An 18152-nucleotide genomic window follows, 5' to 3' on the forward strand; every position below is an offset into this window, starting at 1 on the left:
GGAAGTTCGCCTGTCTCTGTCTCCTCGCTACGCCTACCACAGCAGGCGCCTTCGTTGCGTCGAGTGTAGGGCAGTTCGTAGACTTCTTTCGCAAGCAATACATACTAGATATCATGATGTAGCTGATATTTTTTCATATTAGAACCACAACCAAAATAAACACCACTCAGTAGCACAGGCACAACTGCGGGGTAGGCCGTGGCCATGAGACAACTGGCAGCACCACCGCCAGCTGGCTCCTGGCTGGAGGCAATCCCCCACGTGCCTGCGCGGGTCAAAAAGACGAACACTCACTAACTTCAGTGCCTAACAGCCGGTCGAGCAACGCCTCAACAAAGAGTGACAAAGCCCCGCAGCCGCCTAGTCTTTCCGTCAACCGCGTTTCTAGGTTGGGTACTGTACGCAATTTATCATTTTGCTATCCTACTTAGAACCACAACCAAAATAACTACCCTTCAGTAGCGCAGGCACAACTGCGGGGTAAGCCGTGGCCAGGAGACAACTGGCAGCACCACCGCCAGCTGGCTCCTGGCTGTAGGCAATCCCCCACGTGCCTGTGCGGGTTCAGAAAACGAACACTCAGCCACTTCAATCCCCAACGACCAGTCGAGCAACGCCCCCAACCACATAGACTATCCGACAAACGAGTTTCTTAGTCAGGTGACGCAGGACCCCTCAATTGACTAACTTAGGTAAAAACATGTAACTTGCCTCTTGCCAACTAAACGGAAAATTCGTAGTATAAAAGAGAAGGAGTGTGAAAGCCTTGTTAACAGCTCTTACAAGTGGCGGGAAGCAAGTCGTGCTAACACGGCAGTCATCCCTGACCAGCTTACGAGAGTGGCGTAAAAACGAAACCTATTATTGTCCTCAATGCAAAGAACAAGTACTCCTGAAAGTCGGCGACATTGTCATCCCACACTTTGCTCATCTGAAGCAAACCACCTGCCGGGACAGCTTTTCAGAAGGGGAGTCCCCAACCCATCTGCTCGGTAAAATCCAACTCTATGAACTATTTTCACAACTACACCTACAAACTAAAATGGAGCCATATCTGCCCGCTATTCGGCAACGTCCCGATCTGCTAGTAACATGGCAAAACGAACAAATTCCTATCGAATTCCAATGCAGTACGATTCCCATTGCACGTATCCTCGAGCGTAATGCAGGGTACCATACCGTAAATATGCTGCCTATATGGATCGTATTAACGCCACCAAAAATTCAAGACACTTCGGCATTTGTTCTTACCTATCAATTGACGCAATTCCAACAACACTTTATCCGCCACATTCATTCAAGTACTAAAGAAAAATTGTCAGTTTTCTTAACGTACAATCCGTCAAAACAACAATTTCACTATCTCAGTCACTTCATTCATCTTCGCGGCACCGCGTTTGCGATGTGTCACTCCGTTATGCGAATCAAACATCAAACGATTCCATTCGCTATTCCCGCTACTCCATGCACAAAAGATATAGAAGACCTGACGCGTCAATATCAATCTGCACGTCGAAAGTATCTTCGGTCGGTAATTGGGTATAATCAAAGAGGTATCCATCATCGCTTTTTGCGTGCGTGTTATGAAATGCGTATGCAGCCCGTTCAACTTCCCGCATGGATTGGCGTTCCGACGTTCGGACAAGCAGCATTTACAGAGTCTGATTGTGAATGGCAGTTGCTACTTATTGCGGCTATCCGACAAACGAGATGTACGCCCTTTCAATTAAATCGCTCCACTCTTCATTCATTTGTCAAAACATTTGAAGGGGATTCAAGCCTACAATTGGAAGCTTGTCAAAACTATGTGGATTTCTTGAGAGAGCAACGCATAGATATCTATCGGATGGATAAATTTATGGGGAGAGATTTTGTACTGGAAATACTTTCAGGGCGATTTCTTGCAATGCATGCTAGGAATTGAGAAAATACAATAGAATCAAATAACGGTAAATGCAGAAGGAGGAATTGGATTGACGAATGATAACAAAGTATTGACGCGCGATGAGGTATCGGAAGAGGAAACATGGCGCTTGGAAGATATATTTTCTTCTGATGAAGAATGGGATAAAGAATACAGCAAAATTGAAGAGATGGCTAAAGATGCAGAACAGTATAAAGGCACTCTTGGCAATGGCGCTCGTCCACTTTTTGAAGCGTTAACCTATCGTGATAAATTGGCAGAACGACTACGTAGATTGTATACGTATGCGCATCTGAAAACAGATCAAGATACAACGAACAGCTTTTATCAGGCAATGGATGGCCGAATTCGAACGTTAGTTGTAAAAATATCTACAGCGTTATCTTATTTCACTCCAGAGTTACTTTCCATCGATGAAAAGCAATTGAATGAAACCATTGAGTCACATGAAGGCTTGCGTTTATATAAACAGGAATTTGAAGAGTTGAATGCAGAACGTGCTCACGTCTTGTCCTCAGAACAGGAACAATTAATCGCGCAGTTGTCTGAAGTAACAGGAAAGTCTTCTGAAACATTCAGTATGTTGAACAACGCGGATCTAACTTTCGGTTTGGTCAAAGACGAAGATGGCAATGACGTGCAATTAACACATGGTCGTTATTCACAATTCCTAGAGAGCAAAGATCCAAAAGTTCGCGAAGCGGCATTTAAAGAAATGTATTCAAGGTACGGAGAGTTTAAAAATACATTTGCTTCGACGTTAAGCGGTAACGTAAAAGGGCATAATGTAAATGCAAGAATTAGAAATTATAGTTCAGCGAGAGCGGCAGCATTATCCAATAACCATATTCCCGAGCAAGTATATGAAAACCTGTTGTCTACCATCAATAAGAATCTTGGTTTATTGCATCGCTATGTAGCATTGCGTAAAAAAATATTGAAAGTAGATACGCTTCATATGTGGGATATCTACACGCCACTAGTGGAAGATACAGAGATGAAATACACATACGAGGAAGCGAAAGAAACTATGCTTGAGAGCTTCCATCCGCTCGGTGAAGATTATCAGGCTGTTGTAAAAGAAGGTCTTGATAACCGCTGGGTTGATGTTCGTGAAAATAAAGGGAAACGTTCAGGCGCGTATTCCTCAGGTTCTTATGGAACAAACCCATACATCTTAATGAACTGGCAAGACAATGTGAACAATCTATTTACGCTAGCACATGAGTTCGGACATAGTGTACACAGTTATTATTCACGTAAGTATCAACCATTCATTTATAGTGGTTATTCTATATTTGTGGCCGAAGTGGCGTCGACAGTCAATGAAGCATTGCTGAATGATCACTTATTGAAAGTGACGACAGACGAAGATCAGCGAATCTACTTGTTGAACTATTGGCTAGATGGATTCCGTGCGACGGTGTTCCGCCAGACCATGTTTGCGGAATACGAACACTTAATCCATAAGCTGGATCAAGAAGGTGTGCCATTAACGGCTGAAAAGTTAACAGAGGAATATTATGCGTTAAATAAAAAGTATTATGGTGACGCGATTGTTAGTGACGAGGAAATCGGTTTAGAATGGGCACGTATTCCTCACTTCTATATGAATTATTATGTCTATCAATACGCGACAGGATATAGTGCAGCTGTAGCACTCAGTAAGCAGATTCTAGAAGAGGGAGAGCCTGCAGTAGAACGTTATATTACGAACTTCTTGAAGGCGGGATCATCGGATTATCCTATCGAAGTACTGAAAAAAGCGGGTGTCGATATGACATCTGAAAAACCGATCGAAGAAGCTTGCCGAGTATTTGAAGCACGATTAGATGAGCTGGAACGTTTATTAGCAAAAAGAGGGTAATTTTCGATTCCGTGTTTCGACAGACATCTGCGAATACCGTGACATTTAAATGAAAGCTGTTATAATTTGTTGAAGTCATAAGTCATTTATGATATGGTGTAAATGTGGAATAAATCACATACCAAACATACACCCCTTTTGTTTGAACGTGAACATTTCTCCCATTCCCTTTGAAGAAGAGCATTCACTCCCCCCCAGGAGTGGATGCTCTTTTCTTTATGTTATTTTCATAGTAAAAAGTCGAAGCCCCCAAGTAATTGGTGGGCTTCGACAAGTATAAGGACTATTTAATTAGTGAACAATTAGGTTGCTTTTTGCGCCATAACGTACGATCTTGAAATGGAATCCGTTCGATTTCCTGTTTCAGTAAGCGTTTCTTTAATTCGCGTTCAGCTTCTTTTTCTGTCACATGACCCATTTCTGCAATTTCTGTCGTGGTGAGTAGATCGAAGCGATTGAACAAAGAATCAATAGAAGGGGGCATCTCTGGTAGAAGTTGTCCTCCGACTAGTTCTTCTAAAATCTGTTCGTAGATTGCATAGTCATAGAGACCGCTCACTTTCAATCCTTCGTCTTCAATGTTGCTATTGAAGAAGACGAAAGTTGGAGCTTCATCCACTTCCATTTCGTTACCTAAATACATATCAACTTGCAAAGCACGTGATGTTTCTTCAGAAGTAAAATCTGCAATAAATTCATCTACGTCTAAATTAATGCGTGCAGCAATTTCAATGAGTACTGAATAGGATGCGACGTCACGCTTTTTCAAAAAGGAATACTCAAGTAAACAGGACAAGTAACGGAATCCAGCTCTCTTACCTTGGAACTCAGCAGCTTTTACTGCAATATTAGGAAAACAAGGATTTGACCGCTTCGTTGACTTCGCATCGTTCGGATCTATTAAAGAAGGTGGATTCAGTTTTGTCATAGGCGTTCTCAACGCGATGCGTAACGTAAAATAATGATCGTATTGGACTTGCATTTTACGTAGCAATGGTTGCAGTGACCAACAATCCTTACAATAAGGATCTAGAAATACATAGAGTTCAATGGGCTTTACTGAAGCAGAGTAGTGTAACGTATCATCAATAACAGTTAGATAGTTCACTGATCTTCCTCCTCGTTCCTATTTACCATATGGTTGGCTGTTAAGACAAGGCGCTTATAGTAGACTTCCCGAAGTGGACCCTCCAGTCCTACGTCGTCCATTGCCTCAGCCATGCAAGCTAGCCATGCTTCCGCGCGTGTAGGTGTGATAGGGAAAGGGTTATGTCGGGCTTTCATCATAGGATGTCCATGTTCTTCAGTGAACAGGTTGGGTCCACCTAGATATTGTGTTTGAAATTGTTTTTGCTTCCTAATGGTTTCCGATAAATCATCAGGGAATATTGGAATGAGGTCTGGGTGAACAGCCACTTTTGCGTAAAATGTTTCAATCAGTTCGTGCAACTTTATCTCGCCGATCTCCTCAAAAGGGATGACAGGTTTTCGAGTCATTGAATTCACACCCCTTCGTTCATCTGTATCTGTATTCTATCAACGAACGAATTTCTATACAAATAAAAGAACTTATTTTATTTCTTGTTATATAGCAGATTTGCTGTTTAGAGTCGGATAAACCATTGGTACTAGTGACTCGATGGACGCCGTTGACCTGCGTTCCGCGGGCACGGCTTCAATCACCTTGTCCGCTTCGAGTACAAAGATGTGCTCCTAACGCTTCACTTTTACTCGCAAAAGCCGTACTTCGCAACGGCTCTTCCTGCGGGGCTTTCAGCTCTCGTTTTTCCCTGGAGTCACCTTGCACTCCGATCAACTGAATAGCGTTTAGAAATAGTATGCGGAATCATTGATATAATACAGAATATTAAACCATTTGCTGGTAGTAGTTCATGACTTTTTTTACGTAGTTCTGGGTTTCTTTGAAGGGAGGGATGCCTCCGTATTTTTTTACGTTCCCCGGTCCAGCGTTGTAGGCTGCTAGTGCCATTTCGTTTGAGCCGAATTGGTTAAGCATGTTGCGCAAGTATTTGGCTCCGCCCATGATGTTTTGTTTTGGATCCATGGGGTTGGATACGCCAAGGAATTTGGCTGTGCCTGGCATTAGTTGCATGAGTCCGGCTGCGCCTGCATGACTTTTTGCGTTGCTTTTAAAGTTGGATTCTTGTTTGATGACGGCGGCAATTAGTTTTTCCGGTAGTTGATATTTGTCGGCAGCTTGTTTGATGATGTCTGCATATGGATTGTTCGTTCCTGGTGACGAGGTGGCGGGTGATGTAGCGGTAAATTCTTCAACTGGGTTTGTGGATATGCCAAACGGTATTACGTTGCTTCCTTGGCTAAATAGTTGCTCCGATTGTTTTGCGAGTCCAGGGCTCAATTGATTGCCTTCCATCAATTGTGTAAGCATCATTTGAAATTCATTGGAGCTAGTCGATGGATTGCTACTAAAGGACTGAACCGCTCCAAGAGTTTGCAGTGTATTGATTTCAAGGAGTAACCGAGTGTTAATTGGGTCAAGATCCATACTTTTTCCTCCTGTTTAGTAAAGATATTAAATAAATTCATTTATTATATCTATTATACCAACTTTCTTACCATAATGCACAGTAACGAAATGCAACTACGTGTGTCATATGGTAGACTAAACGTAAAGTCTTTAATTAAGGAAGTGGATGTCTTGGATATGAAAAATGTGATCATTGAAACAAGTCAAAACGATAATGAAATTCAATTTATATTGAATCCAGAGGCAGAGTGGCCGTTAGGTTCCCCAACTGGAACAATGTTGACAGACACAGATCGTCAATCCTTTGTATATATATTTGATCACGAGACCGGCTATCGTTATGCATATTTCACAAAAGACAGCTGGAACGGACTAGTGGATATGCTGTTACAACAAGCTGAACCCGTATTGGTTTGGCAAGATGAGAAAATATTATTAACAGGTGCTGCAGACGAATTGCAGGCGTTGATTTTCAATATTGAGGGTAATGATAACTATGGCGAGGAATTCAGTACAGCTGTCGAAGAAATATTCAGGCCGGTGCTGGAAAAGGTGAATTGATATATGGCGAAACAAATTCACAAAAAGAATGGAAGTGACGTAATGAAATTCACAATTCAGTCGCGAAATGACGAGATATCCAATAAGTTAATGAAAGAAGCACGTGTGTATTTACGCGATTTCGGTTTGAAATACGATGAGGAAGAACCGGATATTGTCTTGTCCATCGGTGGGGATGGAACGCTATTACATGCTTTCCATAAATACATACACCGCTTAGATAAGACATCGTTTGTGGGGATTCATACGGGACACTTAGGGTTTTATGCAGACTGGAAACCATCTGAAATAGAAAAATTGGTGATCTTGATCGCAAGACAAGAGTACGAAGTCATCGAGTATCCTTTGATCGAAGTAACGATTAATTATCGTCATTCTGAAAAAAGTGCATCTTATTTAGCGTTGAATGAATCCACAGTTAAGTCACCTGAAGTTACTTTGGTGATGGATGTTGAGTTAAATGGAGAACACTTTGAACGCTTTAGGGGAGATGGACTTTGCATGTCAACACCGTCTGGTTCAACTGCTTACAGTAAATCTCTTGGTGGTGCGATTATCCATCCTTCATTGCCATCCATGCAATTAACAGAAATGGCATCGATTAATAATCGTGTATTCCGTACAGTCGGATCTCCACTCATTTTACCGGATCATCACATCTGTACATTGACGCCTGTAAAAGGCCCTGATTTCATGGTAACTGTCGATCATTTACAGCTCCTTCATAAAGATGTTAAATCCATTGAATACAAAGTATCCAATGAAAAAATGGGCTTTGCACGCTTCCGTCCTTTCCCATTCTGGAAACGTGTAGAAGAATCATTCGTAGCGAGTGATTTAATCTATGAACGTGAAGATGATGAAAAGAAAAAATAATACGTTGTTTCAATTACAATTCGTTGTGAAGGAAAGTGGACTGCTTCGTGAATTTTTGGCACAGCATGAAATTTCCAAAACGACGTTAACAGCTATTAAATATCGCGGCGGAGAGATTCTGGTGAATGGACAGTCTCAAAACGTGCGTCATAAGTTGCAGCCATATGATCAAGTGACAGTATTGTTCCCTCCAGAACAGGTGAGTGATGGGTTGACTCCACAAGAGGGTGCTTTATCCATTTTGTATGAAGATGAAACCCTTCTGGTGCTTGATAAACCAGCTGGACAGAGCACGATACCTTCTCGCAATCATCCTTCTGGAACGCTTGCGAATTTTGTCTGTGGAAAATTTGAAAGAGAAGGTATTCTTTCAACTGCTCACATGGTGACACGCCTTGATACAGATACATCAGGTATTATTTGTGTGGCGAAAAACCGCCATATCCATCATCTTTTGAGCAAGCAGATGGCGCAAGATTTGTTTCAGCGCCAATATACTGCATTCGCACAAGGTATCATTACTACACCATTCGTGACGATCGAACAACCGATTGGCAGAAAAGAAGGTAGTATCATTGAAAGAATTGTACGGCAAGATGGTCAGTATTCAAAAACGGATGTATCAGTAAAGGCGCATTACCGTAATGCAGAAGACTGTTTCTCCGTCATAGACTTGACGTTGCACACAGGCCGTACGCATCAAATTCGTGTGCATATGCAATGGCTCGGTCATCCGCTTGTGGGCGACGATTTATACGGTGCGAACCTAGATGTATTCCCACGCCAAGCATTGCATTGCTCGGGCGTCAGTTTACTTCACCCAATCACGAGAAAGAGAATGCATTTTACTAGTCCGTTGCCAGGAGAAATGAAATACTACTTACGGCAAAGTCAGCAAGTGTGCGGATTCTCTCAACAGCAACAACTCTGAAAATGTAAAAAAATATGTACGGTGTATAGGAACTTACTAGTACGTGAGAGCGTACTGTATGTGCAGAAGGGAAGGTGTGAAATCATGACTACTCAACCAGAACAAATGAAAAGTGAAATTGTTTTGGATATAGATAAGTTGCGAGAATTGCTGAACAACGAAGACATCCATTCGTTCAGACAGGAATATCTTGCACTTCATCCATATGATCGAGCGACTTTTTATGAAGAAGTTGGTGCAGAGCTTCGGGAATTAATGTATTTTTATCTATCACCAAAAGAACTTGCAGAAATATTTGAAACAAGTGAAATTGAAGAAGATGAATACGAAGAGTTCCTTGAGGAGATGGACGCGACATATGCCGCAGAGATGATTTCATACATGTTTGTGGATAATGCGGTAGATGTCCTGAAAGAACTAGATAAAAAGAAAGTCGTCAGCTATCTAACGTTGATGGATAAAGAAGCTGCGATTCAAATTAAAGCATTACTACACTATGAGGAATATACAGCCGGTTCGATCATGACGACAGAATTCGTTACGGTTTCTGAGAATTCAACTGTTCGTTCCGCTATGACCATTTTGCGTAGTGAAGCACCAAGCGCCGAGACGATTTACTATATTTTCGTTGTAGATGACTTTCAACGTTTAACAGGGGTCGTTTCGTTACGTGACTTAATTATTGCGGATGAAGATACATTGATTCGCTCCATTATGAGTGATCGCGTCGTTAGCGTATCTGTTTCCGATGATCAGGAAGACGTTGCTCGCACGATTCAGGACTATGATTTCTTGGCTGTGCCTGTTGTTGACTTCCAGCAACATATTTTGGGGATTATCACAGTTGATGATATTATCGATGTTATCGATGAAGAAGCATCGGATGACTATTCTAAGCTTGCTGGTGTCTCGACAATGGATACATTTGATAAGAACCCGTTCTCTGCTGCAAAAAAACGGATTCCCTGGTTGCTAATTTTATTAATTCTTGGAATGTTAACAGCCAACTTAATTGACCTATTTACTGAAACGATTTCCCAAGTTGCACTATTAGCAGCGTTTATCCCTTTAATCGCCGGAACTGCCGGAAATAGTGGGACACAGTCACTGGCTGTTGCGGTTCGTGGTATTGCAACGCGTGATATTGAGGATGAAAGTAAGATAAAGTTACTCATACGAGAAGCGGGCACTGGGATTATTACAGGTGTGATTTGTGCGATATTCGTAGTCCTATTAATCTTTATCTGGAAGCATGAATTAGTTATTGCTTTACTTGTAGGAGCAGCGATGATGGTCTCTATTTTCGTTGCAACCATTTCAGGATCATTTATTCCATTATTTATGCATAAACTCAAAGTGGACCCGGCTGTTGCCTCAGGACCATTTATTACAACTCTTAACGACGTGATCAGTGTCGTCATTTATCTAGGACTTGCAACAGTATTCCTAAGTTCTTTATGAACTGGGAATATTGTTTTTTTTATTTCGGAACGTTAGGCGTTTAGCTCACATATGCTAACTAAAAGGAAGTGATGAAAATGCGTCATGAAAAGCCGTTACTGTTCATCTCAAGCCCGATTATTAGAAAATATCGGTTTACGCCTATTACAGAAGAAGAAGAAAGCACGTCCGTTTTCCAGCCGGAGAACACAAGAGCAGTGGAACGTATCAACGATTTAACCATTCCTGAAAACTCATTGGCACAAGAGTCACCCATGATACAACAAGAATTAGAAGCTACTCAACTTTTCCGTGAAAGATTAGAATACTTACAACACCCATTCCGCAAAGAATTATACGCTCCATTAGAAATCATCACCGAGAACGGTGTCATTAAAGGCAAGCTGCACAATCTAGAAAACGAAATTGTCTGGATCAACTCGAACAAGGAAATAACGTCAATCCGTATTGAAGAAATCTTAGATATCCTCTGGAAACAGCAATCATTTACTATTTAATTTTTACTACTCAAAAGGCGAACCTATTAAATGGGTTCGTCTTTTTATTCTTTTCTATACCTAAAAAAGGACGAACCCTATGAATATAGGATTCGCCATTTAGCATTGCAAGTAACAAATCAATCTTCGTCGCAGAAATCGATATACACATCATCAATACACTGAATACCGCAGAAACAATTCAAGTCAACCGTCAAACACGTATTCGTAGGTCCGAAACCATTCACCTTACAAATTTTCTCATAACAGATCTTTCCGTCCGTAGTAATATCAAACGGCTTTCCGTTATATAAAGGCTGCAATACTTGAATGGTAGCACAGCAAGAATCAAACACTGTCTGTACGCGGAAAAATACGGAAACACAGCTCGTATGCATATGAGGTGCTGACTTGTGATCAGCTAATGACTCCTCTGCCATCATTTTAGGGTAATACTTACGTTTTCCACCTCGGAACACTGCCTTGAAATAGTCCCCGTTACCCGTCAGTAAACTGAACACGCGTGTGTTGACACGGCCTCTAACTGGGCTGACCAAACTGCCAAGTGGTGCCATGAAACAATCTGTATCACACTCTACACAATCCACTTCGGGACACGTATTCTGGACGCGTTGGATAAAGCGTACTACTTCACAAATACAATTCGACTTATGACAACCATCATGTTTGTTGTCTTTCTTTTCACATCCCACTACTGTCCACCTCCTGTTTGTCGTTCTCTATACTTTATGCATGGGTAATCGACATGACAGGGCGCTTTACTCAATATGCATAAATCCGAAATAAAAGATACATGCTAGACAGAAGGGAGGCGTTGCATTTGAAGAAGCTGAGTATATTATTAATTATTCTTGGTCTACTTACTGGTTGCAGTGAAAAAGGAACGTATATTAAAAATACAACTTCGCAGGATGAGAATTCGGTAGAGAAAGTCATAATGAGTAATGAACATGTAAAGCTAGCAAAGGTACTGTTATTTGAAGATGAATTGCTGGCAGGTATTCGTGTCAATACGTTTTCCCGATTTCAAAAGAAATCTATCGCTACTGACATTAAGAAAAAGTTAGAAAAAGAGTATCCTGATTTAAAAATTACGGTATCAGCAGACAGTAAAATTTTGTTGGAAACGGAGAAGTTGATCCGTAAAAAAGGTGAAAAAGATTATCAAAAGAAAATAGATAAAATCAAATCAATTGAAAAGGAGCAAACCTAATGCAACAAGAAAAGTATGCCCAAATAGAGAAAGAGTTATCACCTAAACCTCCCATTTTGAAAAATGTAATTAGAGCTTTCTTGACAGGTGGTTTGATTTGTTTGGTTGGACAGTTCATAGCACTCTTTTATATTACGTACTTTGATTTTACGGAACGGACCGCAAGTAATCCAACTGTTGCCACAATGATTTTCATTGCGATGTTGTTAACGGGTTTTGGATTATATAAAAAGATTTCTCAATTTGGTGGAGCAGGGGCAGCGGTACCGATTACAGGATTCGGTAATGCCGTCGTCTCGGCTGCTATAGAACATAAGTCAGAAGGATATGTACTAGGTGTTGGCGGGAATATGTTTAAATTAGCGGGTTCAGTTATTTTATTCGGTGTTTTTTCTGCCTTCGTTGTAGCGCTGATCAAGACCATCTTAGTGAAATTTGGTGTGGTCTCATGGTGAAACGAGGCGTGTTAACCTTTCATTCCAAGCCAAGTATTTACGCAACAGGCGTAACAGCAGGTCCATTGGAAAAAAAGAAAAGCGTGTTTGCACAGCAATTCGATAAAGTATACGAAGATGAGCGTTGTGATTTACCGACCAACGAAGACGGTCATAAGCAGTTAATGTATGATGCCGTATTGATTGCACTCAGTAAAGCGAAGAAACAACCGGAGAAAATCGACTTCTTCTTAACTGGTGATTTGGTTAATCAAATGACCCCTTCAAATTTTACAGCCCATGCACTAGCTATTCCATATATCGGTCTGTTTTCTGCATGCGCTACTTCAGTCTCTTCTATGATCACTGCGGCATTACTCGCGGATGCTAAGCAAGCGAACTGGATCATGGCAGGTTCTTCTAGTCAACATAACGCAATCGAACGACAGTTTCGATATCCGCTGGAGTATGGATCGCAAAAAAAAGCAACCGCACAGTGGACGGTCACGGCAGCTGGTGCAGTATTGATTGGACAACATAAACAAGGGACTCCAGTTATTACCTGCGCTACTGTAGGTAAAGTGATAGACATGGGAATGACCGATCCTTTGAATATGGGATCTGCGATGGCCCCAGCTGCCTGTGATACATTGATGAATCATTTAACAGGACATGATAGGACGATCGATGACTATGACACGATTATCACTGGAGATCTAGGAAGTAATGGTTTCAAAATACTTAAAGCATTGGCAAATGAAAATGGTTTACCACATACGAAAAACTTTCGGGATGCCGGAGAAGAGTTTTATGGAAATGATCCGTCCTTCAAAGCTGGAGCAAGTGGATCTGGTTGTTCAGCAGCGGTGTTTCTTTCAGACGTCTATCAAAAAATGCTGACGGGAGAGTATAAGCGGGTTTTATTGTTGGCAACTGGTGCGTTGCTATCTCCTTTGTCATTTCAACAAGGGGATACGATTCCGTGTATTGCTCACGCGATTGAACTGTCTATGGATGAGGTGACGGCAGAATGATATCTATATACATCACTGCGTTTATAGTAGGTGGCTTAATTTGTGTCATTGGACAATTACTAATGGATGTCGCCAAATTAACGCCAGCCCATACATTAGTTTCGTTGGTTGTGGCAGGGTCGGTGCTGGACGGCATTGGCTGGTATGAACCATTTATTGATTTCGCTGGTGCGGGCGCTACGATTCCCATTACGTCATTCGGTAACGCGTTGACACACGGTGCAATGGCGGAAGCGGAGAAACATGGTCTGATCGGTGTGGTAACTGGAATGTTTGAAGTGACAAGTTCCGGAATCAGTGCGGCAATCATTTTCGGACTAATCGGTGCGTTGTTCTTTACTTCAAAAGGAAATGTCTAAACTACTCAAATGCCCTCTCCAATTCATTCTTCTCTGCATATAGTAGAGGAGATAGGAAGGAGGGGTTTTTCATGTACGGATGTTATCCATCTCAAGGTTTCGGCGGTTACGGATACGGCGGAGGATGCGGTGAAAGATATGGCGGTTCTTCATTCGTCTTGATTGTAGTTCTGTTTATTTTATTGATCATCGTAGGCAGAAGCTATTTCTAAGGAGGAGAACTGAATATGAATGATTCATTCTTTAAAAAAATAGAATCTAAAACGGGTGTGCCAATGGAAGAGGTCTTTGCATTAGCGAATGCCATCCAATACGCCGATTTCAAAGACGAAAAACAAGTGAGAAAAATTATTCAAAAGGTAAGTCAAGTAGCAAACAAAGACGTGCCGCAATCAGTAGAAGATGAATTAGTCAACTCTATCATATCAAGTGGTAAAGGACTGAATTTGAACGATATTTCACAAATGCTTGGCGGTAAGTAATATAAATTCACTAAAAGATGTTTATGATGCTTGCTAAGTGGGTAAACTAGTAATGATGATATAGTGAAGAGGGAGGTGTGCGTTATGGGTTATATACTACCAATACAAAACTATCAAGCACAGCAGTATGCAGAACGTATGAATAACGAACGGCATAATTTTGCTTATATCGGACGAGTAAATCCTGTGCGTCTGAAAAATGAGGAATCGAGCTATTGGGAAGACGTTCTAGCAGATGAAGCAAGACGTCGTGAAGAACAAATGGAGCAGCGAAAAAATCGCGCACCTCAACCTTTAGTGAAAAAAGGATTCATTGCTCCAAATCCAGCCCAATTCTCACCTGAAATTGCAGATGTCGTAGGAAAGGGCCGAGCGATTAACACATACGTCTGATCCACTAAAAATCCCCTTCACCACTTAAAAAAGCGGTGAAGGGGATTTTTTTGCGCAATTAGTCGTTCTTCAAACTTTTTTCCATGGCGCGATGAGGAATATCCGCATCCATAAACTCAGGAGATGTTACAACATAGCCTAGTTTTTCGTAAAAGGGCACAGCATAGGACTGTGCATTCAGAACAAGTTTCTTCATGGAGTTTTTTAGTGCATGTTCTTCTAATGTGTTCATAATCAAAAATCCAAGATGTTTACCGCGATGTTCAGGTAAAATACAAATTCTCTCTATTTTACCGTGTGCATTTACTAGACCCCTCATTCGGCCGGCGCCGATTGGTTGATCCTCTTCATCATAGACGACGAAGTGGATAGCCTCCTGATCGTGTTCGTCCAACTCGAGAATCAGCGGGACGCCTTGTTCTTCCACAAATACTTTCTTGCGGACAGTATATGCATCCTGCTGTCCTATTTCATCTGAGACGATTTTTACAGTGATCTGCAAATCAAGACTCACTATCAAGACGGAATGTCTCGTACACTGTCCACGACCCGTCTTCTAGTTGATAAAGTAAATGAATACGATCGATGACTTCCGAATGGTCAACACCTACCATTTTCATTTGGTTAATGACATCATCATGTTCACCAGAAGTCAGGTTTTGCGCAATTGTAACATGCGGAACAAAAGCATAATTATTTTCATCATGATAGAAGTTTACATTTAAATCCTTGTGTAACGCGAGAATTTCGTCGTTTGGTACAACTTTAAAGTAAATGGTGTTCGTAGTCGGCGCGAATGAGCCGACTTTTGTAACGTTCAACTCAAAAGGGCTGTTTTTAATTGTAATTTCTTTTAACGCATTTGCTACTTCTTCAATTTCCTTATCATTCGCTTCGAATGGATCTTTCAGCGTCATATGAGGTGTGATCAGCGCATAATGGGGATCATACCTCTTCCGATAGCCATTTGCTAAATCTTGAAGTTTTTTTGAAGGGAATGCAACAATACCGTATTTCATTTAAGATTGCCTCCTTGTGAATTGACTGAATTTTAGGTACATCTCTTTAAGTATATCAGAAAATAGTCCAACGTGTCTCCTTCTATTACTAAAGGCTATTTATTTCAATCAGCGCGCGTCGTATATCAGGCTGCCATGACTTCCATGTATGATCTCCGTCCAGCTCTTCATAATAGTAAGGAAATCTTTTTTCTTTTATGACTTTATGCAACTCACGATTAGGTGTTAGAAAATCCAATCTGCCGTCAGCGGTTGTGGGTACATAGGTTTCTTTATCACCAATTACATGATAAATAGAAAGGTTGGCTGGGTTTTGATTGGCCTTCACTAATTCAAGTACTTGCTCATTAACGAATGGTGAATGCAACACTACTTTTCCGAAGCAATTTGGATATTTTAAAGCGGTCAACAAAGAAATGGATGCTGCCAAAGAATCACCTATAAGCATTCTTGAAGAGCCCATTTGGTATGTTGGGTAGGTTTCATCAATATACTGAATTAACTCGTGTGCTAAAAAGCGGATATACGCTTTGTGTCGATCGCCTTCTGGGTGATACATACGTCTGCGTTCTTGCACCGTTTTGTATGGAATACCTACAATGATGACAGGTTCTATGATTTCTTCTTCCATTAATTCATCGGCAATTCGGCCAATCCGTCCGTATTGAAAATAGTCTTTGCCATCAGATACAAGCATGACATTGTGTTTGTACAAAGGGGAGTAGCGTGTTGGTAAATATATTAACAGTTCCATTTCTTCCTGTAGTTCATTGCTGTAAAAACGGATTTCTTCAATTTTTCCTGGATTCATTTTGTAGGACCTCCATAATTAATGTACACTTAGTAAATATCATACCGATAAATAACAGTGTAAAGCTAGTGAAAACTATTATGTATGAAGAGAGAGGGGAACTAATATGGATGAAGGTAAAAATATTGTTCATTCGGACGTCGTGACAGCAGCAACAAAAGATGCGCTGATCCGTCGTGGGGTTACAATTCAAGATATCGCAAAAATTGTTTATGAACTGCAAGTACCCTATAACAAAGGTTTGTCACTGGAACAGTGTGTTGACTCAGTAGAAAGCGTTCTCCGCAAACGTGAATTGCAGCACGCCATATTGGTCGGGGTTGAATTGGATGAAATGGCTGAAAGAGGTCAGTTATCGGAACCACTTCAACAAATCGTTGAATCAGACGAGGGCTTATTCGGAGTCGATGAAACGATCGCGTTGGGTGCGGTATACACGTATGGTTCAATCGCGGTGACTACATTCGGTCACTTAGATAAGAACAAAGTCGGTATCATTAACGATTTGGATACCAAAAAAGGAATTGGTATTCATACGTTCTTAGATGATTTGGTAGCAAGTGTGGCGGCGTGTGCAGCGTCAAGAATCGCGCACAGAACTCGTGATCTGCAAGAAGCAGGCCTAACGTTTAAAGATGTGCAGAATGGCAAGAGCTAATATCGAAATCGAACTGCCCTAGATCATTATTTCTAGCGGCAGTTTTTTTGTTTAAAGTGAAGTTGTTGGGTGCTTGTTTAATTACGGTTCTGTTAATAGTGCGAAATAAGCGGTGTTGGATTGTGACTTTTGCACGTACTTCTTCTATTTGTGTATAGTCAGGAGTTTGCTGTTTTGCCGCCAATGTTAGTGGAGAGTTCATTGGCCCCACTACGATGCTGGTGGATGGCTTTCACAATGAGCCGCAGACAGGAAAGTCGCCTGTCTCTGTCTCCTTACTACGCCTATCACAGCAGTCGCCTTCGTTGGATTGTGTGCAAGGCAGTTCATATTCTTCTTTTTCAAAAGCAGAAAATCAGTATCACTAAGTCGCAGATCTTCTTCCTATTAGAACCACAACCAAAATAAATACCACTTAGTAGCGCAGGCACAACTGCGGGGTAGGCCGTGGCCATGAGACAACTGGCAGCACTATCGCCAGCTGGCTCCTGGCTGTAGGCAATCCCCCACGTGCCTTAGCGGGTCCAGAAAGCAGACACTCACTACTTTTCATACCCAACAACGAGTCGAGCAACGCCCCAACAAAAAGTGATCAAAACCAGAAGTCGCATAGTTATGCTGCCAATTGTGTTTCTAGGTTGGGGAATGTACGCTATTTCTCTTTTCACTAGCCTAATGAAAACCACAACCTAACGAGTAACCACTTAGTAGCGCAGGCACAACTGCGGGGTAGGCCGTGGCCGTGAGACAACTGGCAGCACTACCGCCAGCTGGCTCATGGCTGTAGGCAATCCCCCACGTGCCTGAGCGGGTCCAGATAGCAGACACTCACTACTTTCCGTACCCAACAACGAGTCGAGCAACGCTCCAACAAAAAGTGATCAAGACCAGAAGTCGCATAGTCGTTCTACCAAACGCGTTTGTTCGTCGGGTACTATATGAATTTACTTTTCTCACCTAAATGAATTAAAAAGACTGAAAGATACTAATTCAGGGTATCCGACATGTGGTAAAAGCATTATATTGACAAGGATGAATAGCATGAATGGTACATAAAAATTATATATATTATTATATTGACAAGTTAAAGCGCTTTCATGGTAGAATGGTAATGTCTATGACT

General features: G+C 41.5%; 22 protein-coding genes. 15 read left to right on the top strand and 7 right to left on the bottom strand.

Going from position 1 to position 18152, the window contains the following annotated elements; genetic code table 11:
- The first annotated feature begins 766 nt into the window (after positions 1 to 766).
- Both CSV74_RS14190 and pepF read left to right on the top strand, forming a co-directional pair.
- On the top strand, positions 767 to 1924 hold the full coding sequence (locus CSV74_RS14190) for a competence protein CoiA (protein ID WP_158231815.1): 1158 nt from the start codon (positions 767 to 769) through the stop codon (positions 1922 to 1924).
- A gap of 49 nt (positions 1925 to 1973) precedes the next feature.
- Positions 1974 to 3791, top strand: a complete 1818-nt coding sequence (gene pepF, locus CSV74_RS14195) for an oligoendopeptidase F (RefSeq protein WP_099671605.1) — start codon at positions 1974 to 1976, stop codon at positions 3789 to 3791.
- A gap of 283 nt (positions 3792 to 4074) precedes the next feature.
- On the opposite strand, the gene CSV74_RS14200 is transcribed toward pepF, so the two are convergent.
- The 3 genes from CSV74_RS14200 to CSV74_RS14210 all read right to left on the bottom strand — a co-directional run bounded on the left by CSV74_RS14200 (position 4075) and on the right by CSV74_RS14210 (position 6318).
- On the bottom strand, positions 4075 to 4899 hold the full coding sequence (locus CSV74_RS14200; RefSeq protein ID WP_029052475.1) for a DsbA family protein: 825 nt from the start codon (positions 4897 to 4899) through the stop codon (positions 4075 to 4077).
- Positions 4896 to 5288: a globin domain-containing protein gene (locus tag CSV74_RS14205; protein WP_099692195.1), complete on the bottom strand. Its 393-nt coding sequence runs from the start codon at positions 5286 to 5288 to the stop codon at positions 4896 to 4898. The genes CSV74_RS14200 and CSV74_RS14205 overlap by 4 nt, the downstream gene beginning before the upstream one ends.
- Before the next feature lie 370 nt (positions 5289 to 5658).
- Positions 5659 to 6318: a lytic transglycosylase domain-containing protein gene (locus CSV74_RS14210; protein ID WP_099692196.1), complete on the bottom strand. Its 660-nt coding sequence runs from the start codon at positions 6316 to 6318 to the stop codon at positions 5659 to 5661.
- Positions 6319 to 6477: 159 nt separating this feature from the next.
- On the opposite strand from CSV74_RS14210, the gene CSV74_RS14215 reads away from it, so the two are divergent.
- From CSV74_RS14215 to CSV74_RS14235, 5 genes are all read left to right on the top strand, one after another.
- Complete coding sequence (locus CSV74_RS14215) at positions 6478 to 6861, top strand: UPF0738 family protein (RefSeq protein WP_029052472.1); 384 nt, start codon at positions 6478 to 6480, stop codon at positions 6859 to 6861.
- A 42-nt stretch (positions 6862 to 6903) separates the two neighbouring features.
- The gene (locus CSV74_RS14220; protein WP_029052471.1) at positions 6904 to 7737 is read left to right on the top strand and encodes an NAD kinase; all 834 of its coding nucleotides are present in this window, start codon (positions 6904 to 6906) and stop codon (positions 7735 to 7737) included.
- Positions 7706 to 8668: an RluA family pseudouridine synthase gene (locus tag CSV74_RS14225; RefSeq protein ID WP_233190969.1), complete on the top strand. Its 963-nt coding sequence runs from the start codon at positions 7706 to 7708 to the stop codon at positions 8666 to 8668. The genes CSV74_RS14220 and CSV74_RS14225 overlap by 32 nt, the downstream gene beginning before the upstream one ends.
- A gap of 84 nt (positions 8669 to 8752) precedes the next feature.
- Complete coding sequence (gene mgtE / locus CSV74_RS14230; protein WP_099692197.1) at positions 8753 to 10129, top strand: magnesium transporter; 1377 nt, start codon at positions 8753 to 8755, stop codon at positions 10127 to 10129.
- Between the two features lie 77 nt (positions 10130 to 10206).
- Positions 10207 to 10626 carry a hypothetical protein gene (locus CSV74_RS14235; RefSeq protein ID WP_099692198.1) on the top strand — a complete coding sequence of 140 codons (420 nt, stop codon included), beginning with the start codon at positions 10207 to 10209 and terminating at the stop codon, positions 10624 to 10626.
- A 119-nt stretch (positions 10627 to 10745) separates the two neighbouring features.
- Here CSV74_RS14235 and CSV74_RS14240 read toward each other — a convergent pair whose 3' ends face one another.
- Positions 10746 to 11318, bottom strand: a complete 573-nt coding sequence (locus CSV74_RS14240) for a CotY/CotZ family spore coat protein (protein WP_099692199.1) — start codon at positions 11316 to 11318, stop codon at positions 10746 to 10748.
- A 128-nt stretch (positions 11319 to 11446) separates the two neighbouring features.
- Here CSV74_RS14240 and CSV74_RS14245 point away from each other — a divergent pair, with 128 nt between their 5' ends.
- The 7 genes from CSV74_RS14245 (at position 11447) to CSV74_RS14275 (ending at position 14541) form a co-directional block, all read left to right on the top strand.
- Entirely contained in the window at positions 11447 to 11839 is a 393-nt protein-coding gene (locus CSV74_RS14245; RefSeq protein ID WP_099692200.1) for a hypothetical protein, read from the top strand.
- A complete protein-coding gene (spoVAC, locus tag CSV74_RS14250; RefSeq protein WP_029052465.1) occupies positions 11839 to 12294 on the top strand; it encodes a stage V sporulation protein AC in 456 nt (151 codons plus the stop codon). The genes CSV74_RS14245 and spoVAC overlap by 1 nt, the downstream gene beginning before the upstream one ends.
- Positions 12288 to 13307 (top strand): beta-ketoacyl-[acyl-carrier-protein] synthase family protein, encoded by a 1020-nt coding sequence (locus CSV74_RS14255; RefSeq protein ID WP_099692201.1) that lies wholly within the window; start codon positions 12288 to 12290, stop codon positions 13305 to 13307. The genes spoVAC and CSV74_RS14255 overlap by 7 nt, the downstream gene beginning before the upstream one ends.
- Positions 13304 to 13666 carry a stage V sporulation protein AE gene (spoVAE, locus tag CSV74_RS14260; protein WP_099692202.1) on the top strand — a complete coding sequence of 121 codons (363 nt, stop codon included), beginning with the start codon at positions 13304 to 13306 and terminating at the stop codon, positions 13664 to 13666. Before CSV74_RS14255 ends, spoVAE begins: the two co-directional genes overlap by 4 nt.
- Before the next feature lie 71 nt (positions 13667 to 13737).
- Positions 13738 to 13878 carry a YjcZ family sporulation protein gene (locus CSV74_RS17065; protein ID WP_081657799.1) on the top strand — a complete coding sequence of 47 codons (141 nt, stop codon included), beginning with the start codon at positions 13738 to 13740 and terminating at the stop codon, positions 13876 to 13878.
- A 15-nt stretch (positions 13879 to 13893) separates the two neighbouring features.
- Positions 13894 to 14148 (top strand): stage VI sporulation protein F, encoded by a 255-nt coding sequence (locus CSV74_RS14270; RefSeq protein WP_099692203.1) that lies wholly within the window; start codon positions 13894 to 13896, stop codon positions 14146 to 14148.
- An 84-nt stretch (positions 14149 to 14232) separates the two neighbouring features.
- Positions 14233 to 14541, top strand: a complete 309-nt coding sequence (locus CSV74_RS14275) for a hypothetical protein (protein ID WP_099692204.1) — start codon at positions 14233 to 14235, stop codon at positions 14539 to 14541.
- 58 nt (positions 14542 to 14599) lie between these two features.
- Here the strand turns inward: CSV74_RS14275 and CSV74_RS14280 are convergent, their stop codons facing one another.
- The 3 genes from CSV74_RS14280 to CSV74_RS14290 all read right to left on the bottom strand — a co-directional run bounded on the left by CSV74_RS14280 (position 14600) and on the right by CSV74_RS14290 (position 16371).
- Positions 14600 to 15061 carry a GNAT family N-acetyltransferase gene (locus tag CSV74_RS14280; RefSeq protein WP_369823728.1) on the bottom strand — a complete coding sequence of 154 codons (462 nt, stop codon included), beginning with the start codon at positions 15059 to 15061 and terminating at the stop codon, positions 14600 to 14602.
- Positions 15045 to 15560, bottom strand: coding sequence for a YjcG family protein (locus CSV74_RS14285; protein ID WP_099692205.1), 516 nt, complete (start codon positions 15558 to 15560; stop codon positions 15045 to 15047). Before CSV74_RS14285 ends, CSV74_RS14280 begins: the two co-directional genes overlap by 17 nt.
- An 88-nt stretch (positions 15561 to 15648) precedes the next feature.
- Entirely contained in the window at positions 15649 to 16371 is a 723-nt protein-coding gene (locus CSV74_RS14290; protein ID WP_099692206.1) for an alpha/beta hydrolase, read from the bottom strand.
- Between the two features lie 106 nt (positions 16372 to 16477).
- Between CSV74_RS14290 and CSV74_RS14295 the strand changes: the two genes are divergently transcribed.
- Positions 16478 to 17029, top strand: coding sequence for a phosphatidylglycerophosphatase A family protein (locus CSV74_RS14295; RefSeq protein WP_029052457.1), 552 nt, complete (start codon positions 16478 to 16480; stop codon positions 17027 to 17029).
- Positions 17030 to 18152 lie beyond the last annotated feature (1123 nt).

The organism is Sporosarcina sp. P19 (assembly GCF_002743165.1).
Classification (GTDB): domain Bacteria; phylum Bacillota; class Bacilli; order Bacillales_A; family Planococcaceae; genus Sporosarcina; species Sporosarcina ureae.

Coding starts and splice junctions, on each gene's coding strand:
- CSV74_RS14270 (WP_099692203.1), top strand. CDS start 13,894: ATGAATGATTCATTCTTTAAAAAAATAGAATCTAAAACGGGTGTGCCA.
- CSV74_RS14225 (WP_233190969.1), top strand. CDS start 7,706: ATGAACGTGAAGATGATGAAAAGAAAAAATAATACGTTGTTTCAATTA.
- CSV74_RS14295 (WP_029052457.1), top strand. CDS start 16,478: ATGGATGAAGGTAAAAATATTGTTCATTCGGACGTCGTGACAGCAGCA.
- spoVAC (WP_029052465.1), top strand. CDS start 11,839: ATGCAACAAGAAAAGTATGCCCAAATAGAGAAAGAGTTATCACCTAAA.
- CSV74_RS14255 (WP_099692201.1), top strand. CDS start 12,288: ATGGTGAAACGAGGCGTGTTAACCTTTCATTCCAAGCCAAGTATTTAC.
- spoVAE (WP_099692202.1), top strand. CDS start 13,304: ATGATATCTATATACATCACTGCGTTTATAGTAGGTGGCTTAATTTGT.
- CSV74_RS14285 (WP_099692205.1), bottom strand. CDS start 15,560: ATGAAATACGGTATTGTTGCATTCCCTTCAAAAAAACTTCAAGATTTA.
- CSV74_RS14210 (WP_099692196.1), bottom strand. CDS start 6,318: ATGGATCTTGACCCAATTAACACTCGGTTACTCCTTGAAATCAATACA.
- CSV74_RS14235 (WP_099692198.1), top strand. CDS start 10,207: ATGCGTCATGAAAAGCCGTTACTGTTCATCTCAAGCCCGATTATTAGA.
- CSV74_RS14275 (WP_099692204.1), top strand. CDS start 14,233: ATGGGTTATATACTACCAATACAAAACTATCAAGCACAGCAGTATGCA.
- CSV74_RS14215 (WP_029052472.1), top strand. CDS start 6,478: ATGAAAAATGTGATCATTGAAACAAGTCAAAACGATAATGAAATTCAA.
- CSV74_RS17065 (WP_081657799.1), top strand. CDS start 13,738: ATGTACGGATGTTATCCATCTCAAGGTTTCGGCGGTTACGGATACGGC.
- mgtE (WP_099692197.1), top strand. CDS start 8,753: ATGACTACTCAACCAGAACAAATGAAAAGTGAAATTGTTTTGGATATA.
- CSV74_RS14220 (WP_029052471.1), top strand. CDS start 6,904: ATGAAATTCACAATTCAGTCGCGAAATGACGAGATATCCAATAAGTTA.
- CSV74_RS14205 (WP_099692195.1), bottom strand. CDS start 5,288: ATGACTCGAAAACCTGTCATCCCTTTTGAGGAGATCGGCGAGATAAAG.
- CSV74_RS14290 (WP_099692206.1), bottom strand. CDS start 16,371: ATGAATCCAGGAAAAATTGAAGAAATCCGTTTTTACAGCAATGAACTA.